The organism is Dokdonia sp. PRO95 (assembly GCF_000355805.1).
GTDB lineage: Bacteria > Bacteroidota > Bacteroidia > Flavobacteriales > Flavobacteriaceae > Dokdonia.
Genome location: NZ_CM001837.1, coordinates 2,269,258 through 2,287,798, shown reverse-complemented (window position 1 = coordinate 2,287,798; position 18,541 = coordinate 2,269,258). Strand labels below are relative to the sequence as shown.

The window sequence follows — 18,541 nt, the reverse complement described above, 5'->3', positions numbered from 1 at the left end:
AAGCCGCAATTTGCGGCTTTTTTTATGAGTATGATTTAGTGCTAATTTTTAACTAGTCTCTTAGTAGTAGTTCGTTTACCATCTGTAAAAGAAACAATATAGATACCCGCCTGTAGTCTCGTAATATCCAAATAATCATCATTTCCAGTGATGTTTTTGTCCAACATCGGATCTCCCAAAATATTATAGACAACAACCTTTAGTTTATTTTTCCCATCATTAGAGATTTGAACTTTATCTATCGCGGGATTAGGGTAAATAGAAACCTCTTCTGCTAGTGAAGTCTGATCTTTACTATCACCTTTATAGTCATTATTTTGAGCCATAATCGATCCTACAGAAAGGAAAAAGAAGCTCAATAAGAGTAATTTTTTAATCATCAATGGGGGAAATTAATTGAATGTGTTTACAATATAAGATTGATTTTTTAAAAAATTCATGTTTGAAAGAATAAACCTACAATTATATTACAATAGCACGTTAAAGCGCATATTTTTTAACAAATTTACAGGAATTAGATAAACATTAAACGCTAATCTACAGATTGTTAGTTTTAAATTGAGCAGGGTTTTAGTATTAAAAAAAGCCTACTTTAGTAGTAGGCTTTTAAGAATTATTACTGAGATTGTACTTAATTACTCAAATACATTTTTCTACGAGCATATAGATCGTAAAATGCATCATCTCTTAAGTTATCAATAAACAGTATACTTTCTCCTGTACTCTTCATTTCTGGTCCTAAATTCTTATTTACATTAGGAAATTTATTGAAAGAGAACACTGGTTGCTTAATTGCATACCCTTCAAGCTGCGGATTAAAATTAAAATCTTTTACCTTCTTAGCACCTAGCATCACTTTTGTAGCATAATTCACATAAGGCTCTTTATAGGCCTTTGCAATAAATGGAACCGTACGAGATGCACGAGGGTTTGCCTCAATGATATATACCTTGTCATCCTTTACTGCAAACTGGATATTAATGAGACCTACAGTATCAAGAGCTAATGCTATCTTTCTAGTATGGTCTTTTATTTGCTCCATGACAAGGTCTCCTAGATTAAAAGGAGGTAAGGTTGCATTAGAGTCTCCAGAGTGAATTCCGCAAGGTTCTATATGCTCCATAATACCTATTATATAAACGTCTTCTCCGTCACAAATAGCATCTGCCTCTGCCTCTATTGCTCCATCTAAGTAGTGATCTAGTAACAGTTTATTATTAGGAATTTTACGCAGTAAGTCTACTACGTGCTCTTCAAGTTCATTATCATTGATTACAATCTTCATTCCTTGACCTCCTAATACATATGATGGTCTTACAAGAATAGGGTAATCAAGTTTTGCTGCTACTGCTAGTGCTTCATCTGCTGTTTCGGCAACATCAAATTCTGGATAAGGGATATTAAGATCTTTTAATAGCGAAGAAAAACTTCCTCTATCTTCTGCAAGATCCAGTGCTTGATAGCTAGTTCCTAAAATTTTGATACCATAACGATCTAGCTTTTCAGCCAACTTAAGTGCAGTTTGACCTCCTAGTTGAACAATGACTCCTTCTGGTTTTTCATGACGGATAATGTCGTAAATGTGTTCCCAGAATACAGGCTCAAAGTAAAGCTTATCTGCCGTGTCAAAATCTGTAGATACCGTTTCTGGATTACAGTTAATCATGATTGTTTCATAACCACACTCTGCAGCTGCCATTACCCCATGCACACAGCAGTAATCAAATTCTATTCCTTGACCTATACGGTTGGGACCTGAACCTAATACTATAATCTTTTTCTTATCTGAAACAACGCTCTCATTATGAGTAGTTAATGTTCCATCTGCAAGCTGCATATCATTCTCAAAAGTAGAGTAGAAATAAGGAGTTTTTGCAACAAATTCTGCTGCACAAGTATCTACTAACTTATAAACTCGATTTATTCTAAGCTCGTCACGTCTGTGCGTAACTTCACTCTCTAAACATCCTAACATGTGGGCAATCTGACGATCTGCAAAACCACGTTGCTTTGCTTCCATCAATAAATTTCGCGGAAGCGTATCTAATTTATACGTAGATATTTCTTTGTCCATTGCATATAGCTCCTCATATTGTTTAAGGAACCACATATCAATTTTTGTAATCTCATGGATACGAGCTAATGGAATACCCATCTGGATGGCATCATAGATCACAAATACACGATCCCAACTCGCGTTTGTAAGCTTCTCTATAATCTGATCATAGCTTTTATAGCCTTTACCATCTGCTCCTAATCCGTTACGCTTAATCTCAAGAGATTGCGTCGCTTTATGTAATGCCTCTTGAAAAGAACGACCTATTCCCATTACTTCTCCTACAGATTTCATCTGTAAGCCAAGGGTACGATCACTTCCTTCAAACTTATCAAAGTTCCAACGTGGGATTTTTACAATCACATAATCTAGTGTAGGCTCAAAAAGTGCCGATGTTGACTTAGTGATTTGATTATCAAGTTCATCAAGGTGGTAACCTATTGCTAGCTTAGTTGCAATCTTTGCAATAGGATATCCAGTCGCTTTAGATGCAAGTGCAGATGATCTTGACACACGTGGGTTAATTTCAATTGCAATAATCTCCTCTTCATTATCTGGGTTTACTGCAAACTGTACGTTACATCCTCCTGCAAAATCACCTATACTACGCATCATATGGATAGCCATATCACGCATTTTTTGATAAGTAACATCAGAAAGTGTCATTGCTGGAGCTACTGTTATTGAATCTCCAGTGTGGATTCCCATAGGATCCATATTCTCTATCGCACAGATTATTACTACGTTATCATTTGCATCACGTAATAATTCTAGCTCATATTCTTTCCAGCCTAAAAGAGCCTTATCAATCATCACCTCATGTACAGGCGATACTTCAAGACCATGAGAAAGTAATTTATCAAAATCTTTTTCTTCAAATACAAATGAAGCTCCTGCCCCACCTAGTGTAAATGAAGATCGTATTACTAACGGAAAACCAAACTCTTGAGCAATCTCTTTTCCTTTTAAGAAAGAGTTTGCACTTGCTTGTGGTGCCATTGGTACACCTATGTTGCGCATTAGGTTCTTAAACTGATCTCGATCTTCTGTTATGTTAATCGCATCAATATCAACCCCTATGAGTTCTACACCAAAATCTTTCCAAATTCCTTTTTCATCTGCCTCAATACAAAGGTTAAGCGCAGTCTGTCCACCCATTGTAGGGAGTACTGCGTCAATCTGAGGATGTTCTTTTAGTATTTGAACAATTGATTTTGTATTTAATGGTAATAAATACACATGATCCGCCATTGTCGGATCAGTCATAATGGTTGCAGGGTTAGAATTAATAAGAATAGTCTCAATTCCATCCTCTCTTAAAGAACGTAAAGATTGAGATCCAGCATAATCAAATTCACACGCTTGACCAATGACTATAGGCCCTGAGCCTATAAGCAGAATCGATTTTAAGTTTTGATTTTTAGGCATTTACTTAATATTTTTCTAATGTTTTCTAAAATTAGGAACTTACAGGGTATAAAAAAAGGTGTTACTTAAAAAAAGCAACACCTTATATATACATCTTAAAGATGCATTATTTTTTGTGACGAGTTTCAGAAGATACACTGATTTTCTTTCTTCCTTTAGCACGACGACGTGCTAAAACTTTACGACCGTTTACAGAAGCCATACGCTCTCTAAAACCGTGTTTGTTTCTTCTTTTTCTTTTTGATGGCTGAAACGTTCTCTTGCTCATTTTGTATCTTCTTTAAGGTCTTTCTAAGACCGCCTTTAATTTCTTTTTATTACAGCTCTCTAAGCTGGGCGCAAATATACGAGAAGTTTTTACTTCTGCAAATGGAAAAATGAAAATATTTTATCTCCTTTTGTATACCTTTGCAATCGCCTTGCAGAGTGAGGCAAAAATAACAAATCATTCGACCTAAATACAATATATGTTCAATAAAAACATCAAACTTGTTCTTGCCCTAGCTACACTAGCCGCTGCTGTATGGCAGTTTATAGAGAATGAAATAGGTAACGGCATCATGCTCTTACTTTTAATGGGAATATTTATATTCTTATACTTTAAGAACGAAATTATACTCCTAGCCTTCTTACGTTTACGTAAACAAGACTTCCCTGGAGCACAAAAATGGCTCAAAAAGATTAAAAACCCGAGCACAGCACTCGTCCAAAAACAAGAAGGCTACTATAATTACTTACAAGGCCTGATGGTATCACAAACCAATATGAGTCTTTCTGAAAAGTATTTTAAAAAGGCTATTGAATTAGGTTTATCTATGGATGCAGATCTTGCTATGGCAAAACTGAGCCTTGCAGGTATAGCTATGAGTAAAAACCGCAAGCGAGAAGCACAAGTTCTCATGAAAGAAGCAGAGTCTCACGACAAGCACAATATGCTAGGTGAACAACTCAAAATGATGAAGGAAAACATGAAGCGTGCTGGAAACCAGCCTAAGCACCAGTACGGACAGCGCACATCTGCACGCGCTGGAAGAAGACAAGGGAGATAACATCATCCTTATTATTCTTTAGAAAAAAGTGTATTTGATTTCGCTTTCGCGAAAATTTGAGATTTTCCAGTGTCATCAACTATTATATGAAATCAGATTTCCTCACCTACCAAGCGCAAACCACTCCGCATCCACTAGCGATGGAAGTAGCTCGTGCAAAAGGAAGTTATATATATGACACTGCAGATAAAAAGTATTTAGATTTTGTTGCTGGAGTTTCTGCCTGCAGCTTAGGACATCAACATCCTAGAGTAAAAAAAGCAATTACAGACCAGCTTGATAAATACCTACATGTTATGGTTTATGGAGAATATGCACAATCTCCTGCCGTACAACTCACAAAACTTCTTGCACAACACCTCCCTGAAAAACTAGAAAGCACATATCTTGTAAACAGTGGCACAGAAGCCATAGACGGTGCGATAAAACTAGCAAGACGAGCAACAGGCAGAACCCAAATTATTGCTGCGGTAGATGCTTATCACGGCAATAGTTATGGAGCGTTAAGCTTGATGAGTAATGAAGAGCGTACAGCACCCTTCCGCCCTATGATAGGTGATGTCGCATTTATTAAGTTTAATTGCGAGCGCTATCTTGAGCGTATTACAGAAAAAACAGCAGGAGTTGTCCTTGAGACAATTCAAGGCGGAGCTGGCTTTATAGAACCTACACATAATTTTTTAACAAAAGTAAAAGCGAGATGTCAGGAAGTAGGTGCCCTACTTATTTTGGACGAAATTCAACCAGGAATGGGTCGTACTGGTAAGCTCTTTGGTTTTGAACATTACGATGTAGTTCCAGACATTCTTGTCACTGGCAAAGGACTAGGAGGAGGCATGCCTATAGGTGCGTTTACTGCCTCACGAGAAATCATGTCTTTGCTTTCAGACAACCCAAAACTTGGTCATATTACCACCTTTGGCGGTCACCCAGTAATTGCAGCTGCAGCACTGGCTACACTTCAAGAAATTACCGAGAGTAGCCTAATGCAAGAAGCATTAGAAAAAGAACAATTAATCAGATCACTACTAGTTCACCCGCTTATCACAGAAATACGTGGCCGCGGACTCATGCTAGCTGCCATGACACCTTCGGCAGAGATTGCTTCTGAAGTTATCCTTAAATGCCAAGATCGCGGATTGATTTTATTCTGGCTACTTTTTGAAAGTACTGCCATAAGAATCACACCTCCACTCACCATTTCTACAGATGAAATCAAGGAAGGTTGTGAGATTCTTTTAGGCGCTTTGAATGAAGCTCATCAGGCCCTTTCTCTATAAATAACATCAGTTTCATTTTTTTTCTAACATTTCATTGGGAGTGTCACGCTTTCGCGAAAGCGTAAAAACTCGTAATTTTATAAAAAATTCTGCTCTTGAAATTTAAACTTGAATCACCCTTTAAACCTACTGGCGATCAACCCACTGCTATTAAATCACTAGTAGACGGCGTTAATGCTAACGAAGCATATCAAACACTTCTCGGTGTGACCGGAAGTGGAAAGACATTTACCGTGGCAAACGTGATTCAAGAAACGCAAAAACCCACATTAGTACTAGCGCATAACAAAACACTTGCCGCCCAATTATACAGTGAGTTTAAATCGTTTTTTCCAAATAACGCCGTAGAGTATTTTGTTTCTTACTATGATTACTACCAGCCAGAAGCGTTTATTCCTTCCTCTGGAGTTTATATTGAAAAAGATCTTTCTATAAATGAGGAGATAGAAAAAATGCGATTAAGCACCACCACTTCCCTACTTTCAGGTAGGCGAGATGTGATTGTAATTGCTTCGGTTTCTTGTTTATACGGTATAGGAAACCCTGCCGAGTTTCAAAAAAACATCATTGAGATTAAGCAAGATCAAGTTATCGCGCGTACGATGCTTCTCAAAAAGCTAGTACAAAGCTTATACTCCAGAACAGAAAGTGAGTTTAATCATGGGAATTTTAGAATCAAAGGAGATACTGTAGAGGTTTTTCCTGGGTATGCAGATATGGCGTTTAGAATTCACTTCTTTGGTGATGAGATTGAAGAGATTGAAGCCTTTGACCCTACATCTGCAGAGGTGATTGAGAAGTACTCACAATTGCGCATCTACCCTGCAAATATGTTTGTAACCTCGCAAGATGTACTTCAAGGAGCGATTAATCAAATAGGTGAAGATCTTACAAAGCAAGTTAGCTTTTTTGAAGGCGTAGGCAAACACCTAGAAGCAAAACGCCTTGATGAGCGAACAAATTTTGACCTTGAGATGATACGCGAGCTGGGCTATTGTTCAGGAATAGAGAATTACTCAAGATATCTTGATGGGCGTGAGCCAGGTACAAGACCGTTCTGTTTATTAGACTTCTTTCCAGACGACTATTTAATGGTAGTAGATGAAAGTCACGTAACAGTCTCTCAAGTAAGCGCTATGTATGGTGGTGATAGAAGCAGAAAAGAAAACCTAGTAGAATACGGTTTTAGACTTCCCGCAGCGATGGATAACAGACCTCTTAAATTTGAGGAATGGGAAGCGATGCAGAACCAAGTCATCTACGTATCTGCAACTCCAGCAGATTATGAATTACAAAAAACCGAAGGCGCCTATGTGGAGCAAATTATAAGACCTACAGGTTTACTTGATCCTATAGTAGAAGTACGCCCATCACTTAACCAGATAGATGATCTTATAGAGGAAATCACAAAAGTTACTGCACGTGATGAACGCATTCTAGTCACTACACTTACCAAGCGTATGGCAGAAGAACTCACAAAGTACCTAACGCGAATAGACATAAGAACCCGCTACATACACTCTGATGTGGATACGCTTGAGCGCGTAGAAATCATGCAGGATTTACGTAAAGGATTATACGATGTCCTCGTGGGTGTAAACTTACTAAGAGAAGGTCTAGATCTTCCTGAAGTGTCACTTGTAGCAATTCTAGATGCAGATAAAGAAGGTTTTTTACGTAGTAACAGATCACTCACACAAACGATAGGTCGTGCTGCCCGTAATATAAACGGTAAGGCGATTATGTATGCAGATAAAATTACTCGCTCTATGCAAGAAACCATAGACGACAGTAATTACCGCAGGCAAAAGCAAATAGATTACAATACCAAGCACGGCTTGAGCCCTATGGCAATAAAAAAATCACTTGATAATGCAATCACACAGAAAGAAGCTTACAAAATAGAAGCTGAAGAACTCGTAAACCTAGCGGCCGAAGATGCTCAAGAGTATGAGACAAAACCTCAGCTTGAAAAGAAAATAAGAAGCACTCGTAAAGCCATGGAAGCCGCAGCAAAGGAACTAGACTTCATGCAGGCCGCAAAACTGAGAGATCAAATTAAGGTCTATCAAGAAAAGCTTAAGGAACTCGCATAAACAAGAAAGGGTCTCCTTACGGAAACCCAATCTCAAACTAACCAACTTAAATTGTTATGCTATCTCGATTAATCGAGATGGCTGCACACGTGCTTCCTCACGTTTAGGCAATCCTATTGTGAGAATACCATCTACATATTCGGCAGTGATTTTTGCTGTATTTACAGATTCAGGTAAATTAAACGAGCGTTTAAATGAAGTGTAATTAAATTCTCTTCTCGTAAATTTCTGATTTTCTGCTGCTTGAGCATCCTGACTCTCTGCTTCTTTCTTAATCTCAGAAGAGATTGTGAGTAAATCATTATCTAATTGGATATTGAAATTCTCTTTCTTAAGTCCTGGGGCAGCTACTTGTAAAGCAAATGAATCATCTGCCTCTATAATATTTACAGAAGGGGTTGCTGTGGCAAATGTGTTTGTTCTTCCTCCTAGCCAGTCAGTATTTAATAATTCTTCAAAAACTGATGGTAAATATGGAGCTGTATTTTTTCTAACTAAAGTCATAATTATAAATTTAAAGTTTAACTGATTCTGTTATGGATTAGGCAAATTCAGTTCCAATATAAATTTTATGACTTTTTGACAGTTTTAATATAGTTTACACTGTCATTTTGACGCTTTGCATTAATTATAGAAGCGTTTGAAAATCTCTACAAGACGTTCTGAAGGTATCATTTTGTGCTCATAATCTGCCATTTCGCTTAGTATTTGCTGCACGGCCTCTGCAAGTATTCCTAGCTTTAAACCATAATTGCGTAAGGTGTCAATTTCTACAAATTGAGTTTCTTCATCTACATTCATTACTAAGAGTAGCCTATGAAACTGTGTGAGACGCTGCATTTCTGTTTTAAAAACCATCTTACTCTGAGGGTTTTCTACAAGCGCATCAACCTCTTTTTTTGAGACATTCATACGCTTTGCCACCTGAAGTATGAAATTATACTCACGTTCATGTAATTTATTATCTGCTTTTGCCATGAGTAACATATCAGATATAATTTGGAGATTTTCAGTGTTCATAGTATTTCTTTAAAGCGCAATGTAATTGATAATTTAGAGCGAGCGACATCCCTCCTATAAATAGTTGGCTATTTTGTAATTTTAAGACTTAGCTTTGAGGAACTACGCTTTCGCGAAAGTGTAACAGTAAAACTCCCACAAACAGACAATATCAATTATATGAAGCACACATACTCAATCATAGCGATACTTTTACTACTTGTAGGCTGTAAGCCTAAGGACACAAAGCCAGCATATGATCTCAAGATAAGCAATGTCTCCATTATAGACGAAAATGGAGTACTAAGCACTAATAAAAACGTGTACCTAAGCAATGATTCGATTTACAAAATTGAAGAAGTCAGAACACCTTCAGACACTAAGGAGGGTCATGAAATAGACGGCACTGGTAAGTTTTTACTTCTTGGGTTTTGGGATAATCATACTCATTTTCGCGGAGGCGAAGCTCTTATTCCGCAGAATGAAAAATTTCTTGAACAATTTATAAAATATGGAATTACAACGGTACGCGATGCTGGAGGCGATCTCACTACCCAAGTACAGCAATGGAATGAAGAAATAAAAAATAAAAAGCGCACAGGTCCTACTATTTATACATCTGGACCTAAACTAGATGGAAAGAACGCTCGATGGGCAGGCTCTATAGGTGTTACTACAGACGATGAGATAAGTAAAGCCCTAGATTCTTTGCAGCAACTAGGCGTCGATTATGTAAAACTTTATGATAGTACAATCGCTAGAGAGACTTACCTATCCATAATAACACAAGCCGAAGAGCGCGGAATGATTACCTCCGGGCACATGCCTTTTACCGTGACACTAGATGAAACCATCGCTGCTGGAATTGATAATATTGAACACCTTTATTACATTTTAAAAGGATGCTCTTCTCGTGAAAAAGAGATTACTCAAAACATAAGAGATGGAAAGCTAGGGTTCTGGGGAAGTATGGAACAGCTTATAGCAAGTTATGATGAGCAAACAGCACAACAAACTTTTAAAAAATTAAAAAGTAACAATGTGTACGTCACTCCTACTTTATACATAGGCGATGTGCTGAGCTATATGGACGAAGTAAATCATAGTGATGATGCCTATTTAAAAACGCTAGATGCAGATTTTATAGCCACTTATGAAGGAAGGAATAAAGGCGCTCTGAATGCAAGTCCAAAAGCTAAGCAAGATAGAAAAGAGCTACAGCAATTTTTTCTAAAGCTGGTAATTTCATTAAATAAAGCTGGGGTTAATCTCCTTTCGGGATCAGATAGTGGCGCTTACAATTCATATACTTACCCAGGACCATCGTTACATGGAGAGTTAGAAGAAATGGTAAAAGCTGGGATTACTCCAGCAAATGCAATTGCAACAATGTATCAAGGCGCAAATTTTTTACATAAGAAAGGCTACCATCTAGCCGTAGGTAACAAAGCAGACTTAGTACTTCTTAATAGTAATCCGCTACTAGACATAAGCGCTACGCAAGATATAAACACGGTAATTAAGGATGGTACTATCGTACATACTGAAAAATAGATTTATAAGCTTATTCACTTATAAATACACTTTATAAGCATATATACTTATAAATATACTCTATAAGCTTATTTACTTATAAATGTATTCTATAAGCATATTTGCTTATATTTGATTTTCAAAGTATTCAAAAAGTGGATTATACCAATCATATAGTAATTTCTGGCGATTTTATTGCCTACACAAGTTTAAGCACGGACGAAAAGAAAACGCTCGAAGTACAACTATTGCAGTTATTTAAACAACTAGAGGCTAAATATAATACGTTCTCTAGGCTCATCAAAGGAGATTATCTTGAGTGTGTGGTTCCTGATCCTGAAAATGGGCTTGCTGTGGCGCTAGCTATCAAAACATTCATAAAGTCCTTAGAAATTGAGGAAAAGGTAGAGAATAATAGAACAAGAGTTTTTCAAACTTATAGCATACGCCTTGCCATGGGTTTAGGTAGGCTAGATAGATTCAATAGAGAAGAAAATATTATAGATGGGGACGCCATTTATAGAAGTGGTCGCGCCATAAGTAGTGAGAGCACCCACAACAAGGAGCGTATGGTTATAAAAAACACGCTATTCTTTAGCTCAATAAACGAAGAGCTAAACCTCAACATAGATGCTATTATCTCATTACTAGATCACTTACTAGCACGAGCAACTAGCAGACAGAGTGAGGTCTTGTTTTTAAAAATTATGGGTAATAGCGAGAAGGTTATTGCAAAAAAACTAGGCGTAAGTCAGTCTTCTATTAATCAGCACTCCACAGCCTCTGGATGGAATGGAATGGACAAAGCCATCAAGTATTTTAATCACACCTTAAGCAAGATTTCATAATGGACATAGCAACTCTTATCGCCCTACAAACCATAGGTCATCTGCTTGCAGATTACACTTTTCAATCTAAGAAAACTGCAAAGTCAAAGGCAAAAAAAGGCTTCAAAAGCAAGCATCTCAAGTGGCATATCCTCACCGTGTTTATTGCTTCTTTTATCACATCTCTAGATTATAGGTTTCTTCCTTGGGTAATAGTAATCGCAGGCATACACTGGATTATTGACGGCTTAAAACCTCAATTACTTAACAACAAATGGCTACATAAAGGTGCATTCTTTATTGACCAATTACTTCACATCATCACTTATGTGGTAGCAAGTATTCTTTATGTAAATATCTTGGGGTGGCAACCACTTGTACTAGATGCCTCCTACTTTCCTCTAATATGCCTTATTGCTATGTTTTTACTTTGTACAAAGCCAGCAAATATTATTATTAAAGAAATTTTCAACCTATTCTCTGTTTCATTTACAGAAAAATCACAAGACTTACCTAATGCTGGCAGACTCATAGGTATTACAGAGAGGTGGCTGGTACTCGTGCTTATCATCGTGGGGCAGTTCAGCGCAGTAGGGTTTTTGATTACTGCAAAATCCATTTTGAGATTCAAAGATGGAGACTATCTTAAAACGGAGTATGTACTCATAGGCACCATGCTGAGTTTTGCCATTGCCATAGGTTGTGCATTATTATACACACTCTTTATCGCGCCATAGCATATTCGTTAAAAAGGTCTTTATTCCCTTATGTTTAACTACTACACACTATTTTTATAAGTACAACCAAAATTTACAATCCATGTATTTCAAACACATTCTGACGGGTATAATTGTTGTTTCCGCTTTCGCGAAAGCGTATTCTCAAAAAGTCTCTGTACCAATAGACACGACCATCGTAACAAATCACTCTATCACTATTAAGGGAAAATCGATTCCTTATACAGCTACAGCTGGTTTTCAACCAGTCTGGGATGATAAAGGAATGCCTGTTGCGAGTTTATTATACACCTACTACAAACGTTCTGACATTAAAAATGATGAGACTAGACCTTTAGTTATTTCTTTTAACGGTGGTCCAGGATCTGCATCTGTATGGATGCACATTGCATATACAGGACCACGCATCCTTAAAATAGACGACGAAGGTTATCCAGTACAACCTTACGGCATAAAAAGTAACCCTAATTCAATCTTAGACGTAGCAGATATCGTCTTTGTAAATCCTGTAAATACTGGATATAGCCGAATGCTGTCTAATGAAAAAGGAGAAATGCCAGACTCTAAACAGTTTTTTGGAGTAAATGCAGATATTAAATATCTAGCCGACTGGGTAAATACTTTTGTAACAAGAAATAATCGCTGGCGCTCTCCTAAGTTTTTAATTGGTGAAAGTTATGGTACCACCCGCGTATCTGGACTTGCCGCCGAACTTCAAGACAATAAATGGATGTTCATAAATGGCGTTGTGCTCGTATCACCTACAGAGATAGGTTTTGCTTTTGATGGCCCCGTAGAGGTTGCAAACCGCCTTCCTTACTTTACGGCTGCTGCTTGGTACCACAATATGCTACCTCCAGCCCTACAGCAAAAAGATCTAACAGAAGTACTCGCCGAAAGTGAACACTATGCCGTAAACGAACTCTTACCACTACTGGTGAAATCTGGCTATCTAGAAGCAGATAAAAAAGAGGCTGCTACCAAAAAAATGGCCTACTACTCTGGACTCTCAGAAACTACCATAAGACAAAACAACCTTGAAGTTCCTTTTAATTACTTCTGGAAAGATTTATTAAGAAACCGCGACGGACTTACCATAGGACGTCTTGATTCTCGTTATAAAGGATTAGACGTAAAAGAAGCTGGTGATAGACCAGATTACAATAGCGAACTCACATCATGGCTACATTCCTTTACTCCAGCCATTAACTATTATTACAATCAAGAGTTAGGATTGAAAACAGACCTTAGTTATAATATGTTTGGCCCTGTGCGTCCATGGGATCGCTCTAACAACAATGCTGGAGCAAGTCTTCGTAAAGCAATGGGTGTTAACCCTAACCTCAACGTAATGATACAAAGCGGTTATTACGATGGCGCAACCACCTACTTTAATGCAAAATATGTGATGTGGCAACTTAACGCAAGTGGCAAGTTGGCTGACAGATTAAGCTTTAAAGGATATAGGTCTGGACACATGATGTACTTACGCAATGAAGATCTTATCAATGCAAATGATGATTTACGTGATTTTATCAAAAAATCTTCTGTGGGTATTGAAAATGGAGCAAAACATTAAAGAAATCCGATAAGTCACTCTCATAATATAAAAAAACAGCAGCCCTTGAAACACCACTCAAGGGCTGTTTAAAACACACAATTATCAATAAGACCTCAAATCTCGTAAGGTATTACCTCTATCTCTGGGCGTTATACATCGTATTTTTCATTGCATTTGGCATTGTAAAGACTCAGTTTCCAGATCTATTTGAAGAGCAATATGAGCAAAGTTTCTTAAAGGAACTCTTGCAAGACAACCCGCTTAAGTTATTTGTACTCGCGGTAATATTTGCTCCCATTATCGAGGAGATGATGTTCCGCACGCTTATAAAACCTTCTCACGCAGATGTGATATTGCTTTTATGCTCTTGGCCACTTTTTTACTCAAATAAATTTATCCCTACAGATGTGCATTGGGCTGTAAAACTTGGGTTTATAGCCGTATTCTTATTTACCGTGTTTACGATTCTCAAACAGCTTATACCCGAGCAAAGCACCCTCAAAATACGCAACTTCTTATCACGACATTCTACGGTTGTTCTTATTGTGAGTTCGCTACTTTTTGGTATGGTACATATTAATAATTATGTAGATACTTTTGTCCTTAATGCAGCGCTTATTGCGCTTATTATACCTAGAATAATTTCAGGATTTATGATGGGATTACTTAAAATCAAAAATAAAAACATCGTTTGGCCTATGGCACTCCACGCGATGAATAACGGTTTTGTAATCATTATTTTAATTATTTCTCGCACCACAACAAGCTAGATCAGTATGCGTCTCACTCCTATCACATTAAACGATCTTTCTACCCTACGTGATCTTGCTATGCGCACATACTCGGCAGCTTTTGCTTCAAAAAATGCACCTGGTGTGATTGAGAGGTATTATGAAGACGCTTTCGCGAAAGCGAACCTCAACAAACAACTATCCAACCCAGATTCATACTGGTATTTTTATAAAGAGAAGGATGAAATTCTAGGCTATTTAAAACTCAATACAGGCAACGCCCAAACAGAATTTCAAGAAGAAAATGGATTAGAAGTAGAACGTATCTACATAGATATCCCCTACTTAGGAAAAGGCTACGGAAGCGAGCTTATAGAATTTTCGATTTCTAAAGCAAAGGAGTTAGAAAAAAACTACATTTGGCTGGGCGTTTGGGAAGAAAACCCAGAAGCCATAAAATTTTATAAAAGACACGGTTTTAAGATAGTAGGCACTCACGATTATGATATGATTGCAGAGATTCAAACCGATTATATAATGCGACTTGATCTATGAACAAGCAAATAGAGGCTATTTCTGTTTTTGATATGCTTAAAATAGGTGTGGGACCTTCTAGTTCTCATACGCTAGGACCGTGGAGAGCGGCCATTAGATTTATTGAAAAACTTAAGACCAAAGGTAACTTTGAGCTTATAGAGAGTTTAAAAGTAGACCTATACGGCTCATTATCTCTCACCGGTAAGGGGCACGCCACAGATGTTGCCGTTATTATGGGACTTACGGGTGCAGACCCTACAACCTGCAGTATAGAAGACATCCCGACTACGGTAGAACACATAAAACTCTTTAGAAGGTTAGAGCTAGATGGGTCACTCACCTTTAGTTTTGACCCAGAAGAGGATATTATTTTTAATAGAAAATTTCTCCCTTTTCACCCTAACGGAATACGCTTTACAGCAACACTTACAAACGGCAAGAAAGTAAGAGAGGTGTACTACTCCATAGGCGGTGGTTTTGTAATTCAAAAAGAAAGAAAGAGAGCACAGCGCAAGAAGATAGCCTTTGAATGTTTCCCTAGGCCTATAGAAAAAGCAACCGAATTACTTAAATTCTGTAAGCAAGAAGGCAAGTCCATTTCTGAAATTATTTTAGAAAATGAATTGTACCTCAATACTCAAGAGGAGATTGATGAGCGTTTTAGACAGATTTGGGATGTAATGCTTGACTCTATGTACACAGGCTGTCACACCGAGGGAACGCTCCCAGGTGGTCTCAATGTGAGAAGACGAGCTTTTGACACGCACTTACGCTTACAAAAAAACACAGCATACACAGATAAGCACGAGTGGATAGAAGCTATACGTGGGCAAGAAGTACGCTTTCGCGAAATATTGAAATGGGTATCCTGCTTTGCCCTAGCAGTAAATGAGGTAAATGCATCACTAGGACGTGTCGTGACCGCTCCTACTAACGGGAGCGCAGGCGTAATCCCTTCTGTGCTTATGTACTACATCGTTATCGAAAATCACGATGCAAATTTTGAAGATATCAAAAGGTTCTTACTTGTAGCTGGAGAGGTAGGCAGCCTCTTTAAAAAAGGAGCAACCATCTCTGCCGCAATGGGTGGATGTCAAGCAGAAATAGGAGTCTCTAGTGCTATGGCAGCAGCAGGTCTTACAGAGCTTATGGGCGGTACTCCAGAGCAAGTTCTTATGGCTGCAGAGATTGCAATGGAGCATCACTTAGGTCTTACCTGCGACCCTATAGGCGGTCTTGTACAGATACCTTGTATAGAGCGTAATGCAATGGGAGCTATAAAAGCAATTAATGCCTGTGAGATGGCGCTAGATGCAGATGCTGCAAATGCAAAAGTCCCACTAGATAAAGTCATAGAGACAATGTGGCAAACAGCACAAGATATGAATACAAAATACAAAGAAACCTCAGAAGGTGGCCTTGCGATAAATGTTGCAATGTCAGATTGTTAAAAATATAAAGCCACTTATCACGCAACCTTCTGATAGAGAATGTATCTTGATATAGAATCCTCACTAAATCCTACCTTAAATGAGAATTACTACAACTGCCCTCGTTATCATTTTATGTTGTTTTCAAAACCTACAGGCACAGACCACCCGTGAAGAAAAGAAAGCAATACGCGTAGAAAAACGTATAAAGAAAATTGAGCGTAGGGATAGTATCTCAAGAGTACCTGTAAAATCATATGTGAGTCTTAGTTTAGTAAGTCCTATCACACCTTTTCCTAGAATAAATGTAGGGTACACGAGATCTCTTAACAGTCACTGGTCTGTGGGAGGTAGCCTGGGAGTAGGTTTTCAAGGCTTACCTTACACAAATGAAGACTCAAACAATTATAGCCTTTATGAAATACGTCCAGAAGTACTTTACTTTATAGGCAAAGGAGAAAAATACACAAATTATATAGGGCTAGAGTTGTTTTACATAAACAGTAAAGAAACACTACTTTTTGACACGTTTAATCCTGTAAATGATGCAAACGGCACCGTAGAGCTCATAGCTTTTGACCGTGCAGACTATCAACGTGTAAAGAATGGGGTTTTAGTAAACTTTGGAGAGTATACTAGATTATCAAATAAACTTATGCTCCGTGTAAACTTTGGGCTAGGCGTTCGTTTTAAGGATAACAGATATAGTAATATCGAAAATCCAAGCTTTAGAGGATTTGATTTTGAAGACAACTTTTTATTTAATGATACAAATCCGCGACGTGATGAGGGATTCTCTACCGGTGTTGAGTTTAATATGGATTTTAGATTAATTTACAAGCTAGACTAGAGAGTCCCTATCGCTACCCTCGCTTCTCGCCACAGCCCTCACGATCACGAGTATCTACTATATAAAATATCTTCCAGACACCGTTGCGCTTAAAAAGTTGGAAACTATTAGTCCCGCAATGACTTAGACTACCATTTATGTAAAATGAATATGGCGTCCAGACATTTGCCATCTTGCCATCCATTTTTATCTCATAGCTATCTATACGCTCTTCAAACGTTGTACTCGCAGGTATACTACAAATAGACTTTAAAAATCCGCTAAAATCTTGCTTGCTCAGTTGTACCTCGCCTAGCTCTCCCTTTCCTATAGATTGCATCATCACATCTGGATGCACTACTTTTTTTATCAAAATTGAGTCTTGTGTATGAAAGCCTTCAAAAAAAGTTTGCACCACCTCCTTTACAACCTTCTCACTATAAACATCTTGATTTGCAGTCCTGTAGTAATCTTTATCTGCCTTTACAAAGGCAAATAATAAGAACACCGCAATCATAGGAATAAAAAGATATTTGAGTCGCATCTATAATGTTTAACACATAGGTATCTAATTTACTACTTTTGTAACAGAAAAAATAAACAAATGTCTACAGCCAAAAAAGAATACAAAAGAGTAACCGTAAAGTCTCTTACTGAGATGAAATCTCGAGGAGAGAAAATATCAATGCTCACAGCCTATGATTATACAATGGCTCAAATTGTAGATGGTGCAGGCATAGATGTGATTCTTGTAGGTGATAGTGCATCAAATGTGATGGCTGGTCACGAGACTACATTACCTATCACTCTAGACCAGATGATTTACCACGCCTCTTCTGTTGTAAGAGCGGCAAACCGCGCGCTAGTAGTTGTAGATCTACCTTTTGGTAGTTATCAAAGTGACCCTAAAGAAGCGCTAAGATCTGCCATACGTATTATGAAAGAATCTGGAGGTCACTCTATAAAACTTGAAGGTGGTAAAGAAGTAAAAGAAAGCATAAAGCGTATCCTTAACGCAGGTATCCCGGTAATGGGTCACCTAGGACTTACACCACAAAGTATCTATAAATTTGGTACATATACAGTACGAGCTAAGGAAGAAGAAGAAGCTCAAAAACTTAAAGAAGATGCCCTTATGCTTCAAAAAGCAGGTTGTTTTGCCCTTGTGCTTGAAAAAGTACCGGCACAACTTGCAAAGGAGGTTGCAGATAGCTTAACAATCCCTGTTATAGGTATAGGCGCTGGTGGTGGCGTAGATGGTCAAGTACTGGTAACACACGATATGCTGGGTATGACCCACGAGTTCAACCCACGATTTTTACGTCGTTATCTAGATATGCATACTGAGATGACCTCTGCTTTTGAGAAGTACAGCGCAGACGTAAAATCACAGGACTTTCCTAATGAAGATGAGCAGTATTAATAGTACGCTTTCGCGAAAGCGGTAA

Annotated in this window: 18 protein-coding genes; 12 read left to right on the top strand and 6 right to left on the bottom strand. The window is 37.9% G+C overall.

From position 1 onward, the window contains the following. Window positions 1–41: 41 nt before the first annotated feature. From D017_RS10370 to rpmH, 3 genes are all read right to left on the bottom strand, one after another. On the bottom strand, window positions 42–359 hold the full coding sequence (locus tag D017_RS10370) for a T9SS type A sorting domain-containing protein (protein WP_160164969.1): 318 nt from the start codon (window positions 357–359) through the stop codon (window positions 42–44). 272 nt (window positions 360–631) lie between these two features. Further along, complete coding sequence (gene carB, locus D017_RS10365) at window positions 632–3,484, bottom strand: carbamoyl-phosphate synthase large subunit (protein ID WP_035336379.1); 2,853 nt, start codon at window positions 3,482–3,484, stop codon at window positions 632–634. Window positions 3,485–3,590: 106 nt separating this feature from the next. After that, window positions 3,591–3,752, bottom strand: coding sequence for a 50S ribosomal protein L34 (rpmH, locus tag D017_RS10360; protein ID WP_013751688.1), 162 nt, complete (start codon window positions 3,750–3,752; stop codon window positions 3,591–3,593). 199 nt (window positions 3,753–3,951) lie between these two features. Between rpmH and D017_RS10355 the strand changes: the two genes are divergently transcribed. The 3 genes from D017_RS10355 to uvrB all read left to right on the top strand — a co-directional run bounded on the left by D017_RS10355 (window position 3,952) and on the right by uvrB (window position 7,909). Continuing rightward, window positions 3,952–4,533: a hypothetical protein gene (locus D017_RS10355; protein ID WP_035336378.1), complete on the top strand. Its 582-nt coding sequence runs from the start codon at window positions 3,952–3,954 to the stop codon at window positions 4,531–4,533. A gap of 86 nt (window positions 4,534–4,619) precedes the next feature. Beyond that, entirely contained in the window at window positions 4,620–5,813 is a 1,194-nt protein-coding gene (locus D017_RS10350) for an aspartate aminotransferase family protein (RefSeq protein ID WP_035336376.1), read from the top strand. Between the two features lie 95 nt (window positions 5,814–5,908). Continuing rightward, window positions 5,909–7,909, top strand: a complete 2,001-nt coding sequence (uvrB, locus tag D017_RS10345) for an excinuclease ABC subunit UvrB (RefSeq protein ID WP_035336375.1) — start codon at window positions 5,909–5,911, stop codon at window positions 7,907–7,909. Window positions 7,910–7,963: 54 nt separating this feature from the next. On the opposite strand, the gene D017_RS10340 is transcribed toward uvrB, so the two are convergent. Next, the gene (locus D017_RS10340) at window positions 7,964–8,413 is read right to left on the bottom strand and encodes an Hsp20/alpha crystallin family protein (RefSeq protein WP_035336374.1); all 450 of its coding nucleotides are present in this window, start codon (window positions 8,411–8,413) and stop codon (window positions 7,964–7,966) included. Window positions 8,414–8,533: 120 nt separating this feature from the next. Next, window positions 8,534–8,929: a hypothetical protein gene (locus tag D017_RS10335; RefSeq protein WP_035336373.1), complete on the bottom strand. Its 396-nt coding sequence runs from the start codon at window positions 8,927–8,929 to the stop codon at window positions 8,534–8,536. A 159-nt stretch (window positions 8,930–9,088) separates the two neighbouring features. On the opposite strand from D017_RS10335, the gene D017_RS10330 reads away from it, so the two are divergent. The 8 genes from D017_RS10330 to D017_RS10295 all read left to right on the top strand — a co-directional run bounded on the left by D017_RS10330 (window position 9,089) and on the right by D017_RS10295 (window position 17,114). Further along, window positions 9,089–10,462: an amidohydrolase family protein gene (locus D017_RS10330; protein ID WP_035336371.1), complete on the top strand. Its 1,374-nt coding sequence runs from the start codon at window positions 9,089–9,091 to the stop codon at window positions 10,460–10,462. 134 nt (window positions 10,463–10,596) lie between these two features. Beyond that, the gene (locus D017_RS10325; protein WP_051583955.1) at window positions 10,597–11,289 is read left to right on the top strand and encodes a fumarate hydratase; all 693 of its coding nucleotides are present in this window, start codon (window positions 10,597–10,599) and stop codon (window positions 11,287–11,289) included. Further along, on the top strand, window positions 11,289–12,005 hold the full coding sequence (locus D017_RS10320; RefSeq protein ID WP_035336368.1) for a DUF3307 domain-containing protein: 717 nt from the start codon (window positions 11,289–11,291) through the stop codon (window positions 12,003–12,005). Before D017_RS10325 ends, D017_RS10320 begins: the two co-directional genes overlap by 1 nt. Before the next feature lie 82 nt (window positions 12,006–12,087). Next, window positions 12,088–13,584 (top strand): carboxypeptidase, encoded by a 1,497-nt coding sequence (locus D017_RS10315; RefSeq protein WP_035336367.1) that lies wholly within the window; start codon window positions 12,088–12,090, stop codon window positions 13,582–13,584. Between the two features lie 227 nt (window positions 13,585–13,811). After that, complete coding sequence (locus D017_RS10310; protein WP_051583873.1) at window positions 13,812–14,336, top strand: CPBP family intramembrane glutamic endopeptidase; 525 nt, start codon at window positions 13,812–13,814, stop codon at window positions 14,334–14,336. A gap of 6 nt (window positions 14,337–14,342) precedes the next feature. Then, a complete protein-coding gene (locus D017_RS10305; RefSeq protein ID WP_035336365.1) occupies window positions 14,343–14,852 on the top strand; it encodes a GNAT family N-acetyltransferase in 510 nt (169 codons plus the stop codon). After that, entirely contained in the window at window positions 14,849–16,285 is a 1,437-nt protein-coding gene (locus D017_RS10300; protein ID WP_035336363.1) for an L-serine ammonia-lyase, read from the top strand. Before D017_RS10305 ends, D017_RS10300 begins: the two co-directional genes overlap by 4 nt. Before the next feature lie 79 nt (window positions 16,286–16,364). After that, the gene (locus tag D017_RS10295; protein WP_035336360.1) at window positions 16,365–17,114 is read left to right on the top strand and encodes a hypothetical protein; all 750 of its coding nucleotides are present in this window, start codon (window positions 16,365–16,367) and stop codon (window positions 17,112–17,114) included. A gap of 13 nt (window positions 17,115–17,127) precedes the next feature. Here the strand turns inward: D017_RS10295 and D017_RS10290 are convergent, their stop codons facing one another. Continuing rightward, on the bottom strand, window positions 17,128–17,637 hold the full coding sequence (locus D017_RS10290) for a nuclear transport factor 2 family protein (protein WP_035336359.1): 510 nt from the start codon (window positions 17,635–17,637) through the stop codon (window positions 17,128–17,130). 60 nt (window positions 17,638–17,697) lie between these two features. On the opposite strand from D017_RS10290, the gene panB reads away from it, so the two are divergent. Then, window positions 17,698–18,516 carry a 3-methyl-2-oxobutanoate hydroxymethyltransferase gene (gene panB, locus D017_RS10285; RefSeq protein WP_035336358.1) on the top strand — a complete coding sequence of 273 codons (819 nt, stop codon included), beginning with the start codon at window positions 17,698–17,700 and terminating at the stop codon, window positions 18,514–18,516. The last annotated feature ends 25 nt before the right edge of the window (window positions 18,517–18,541 follow it).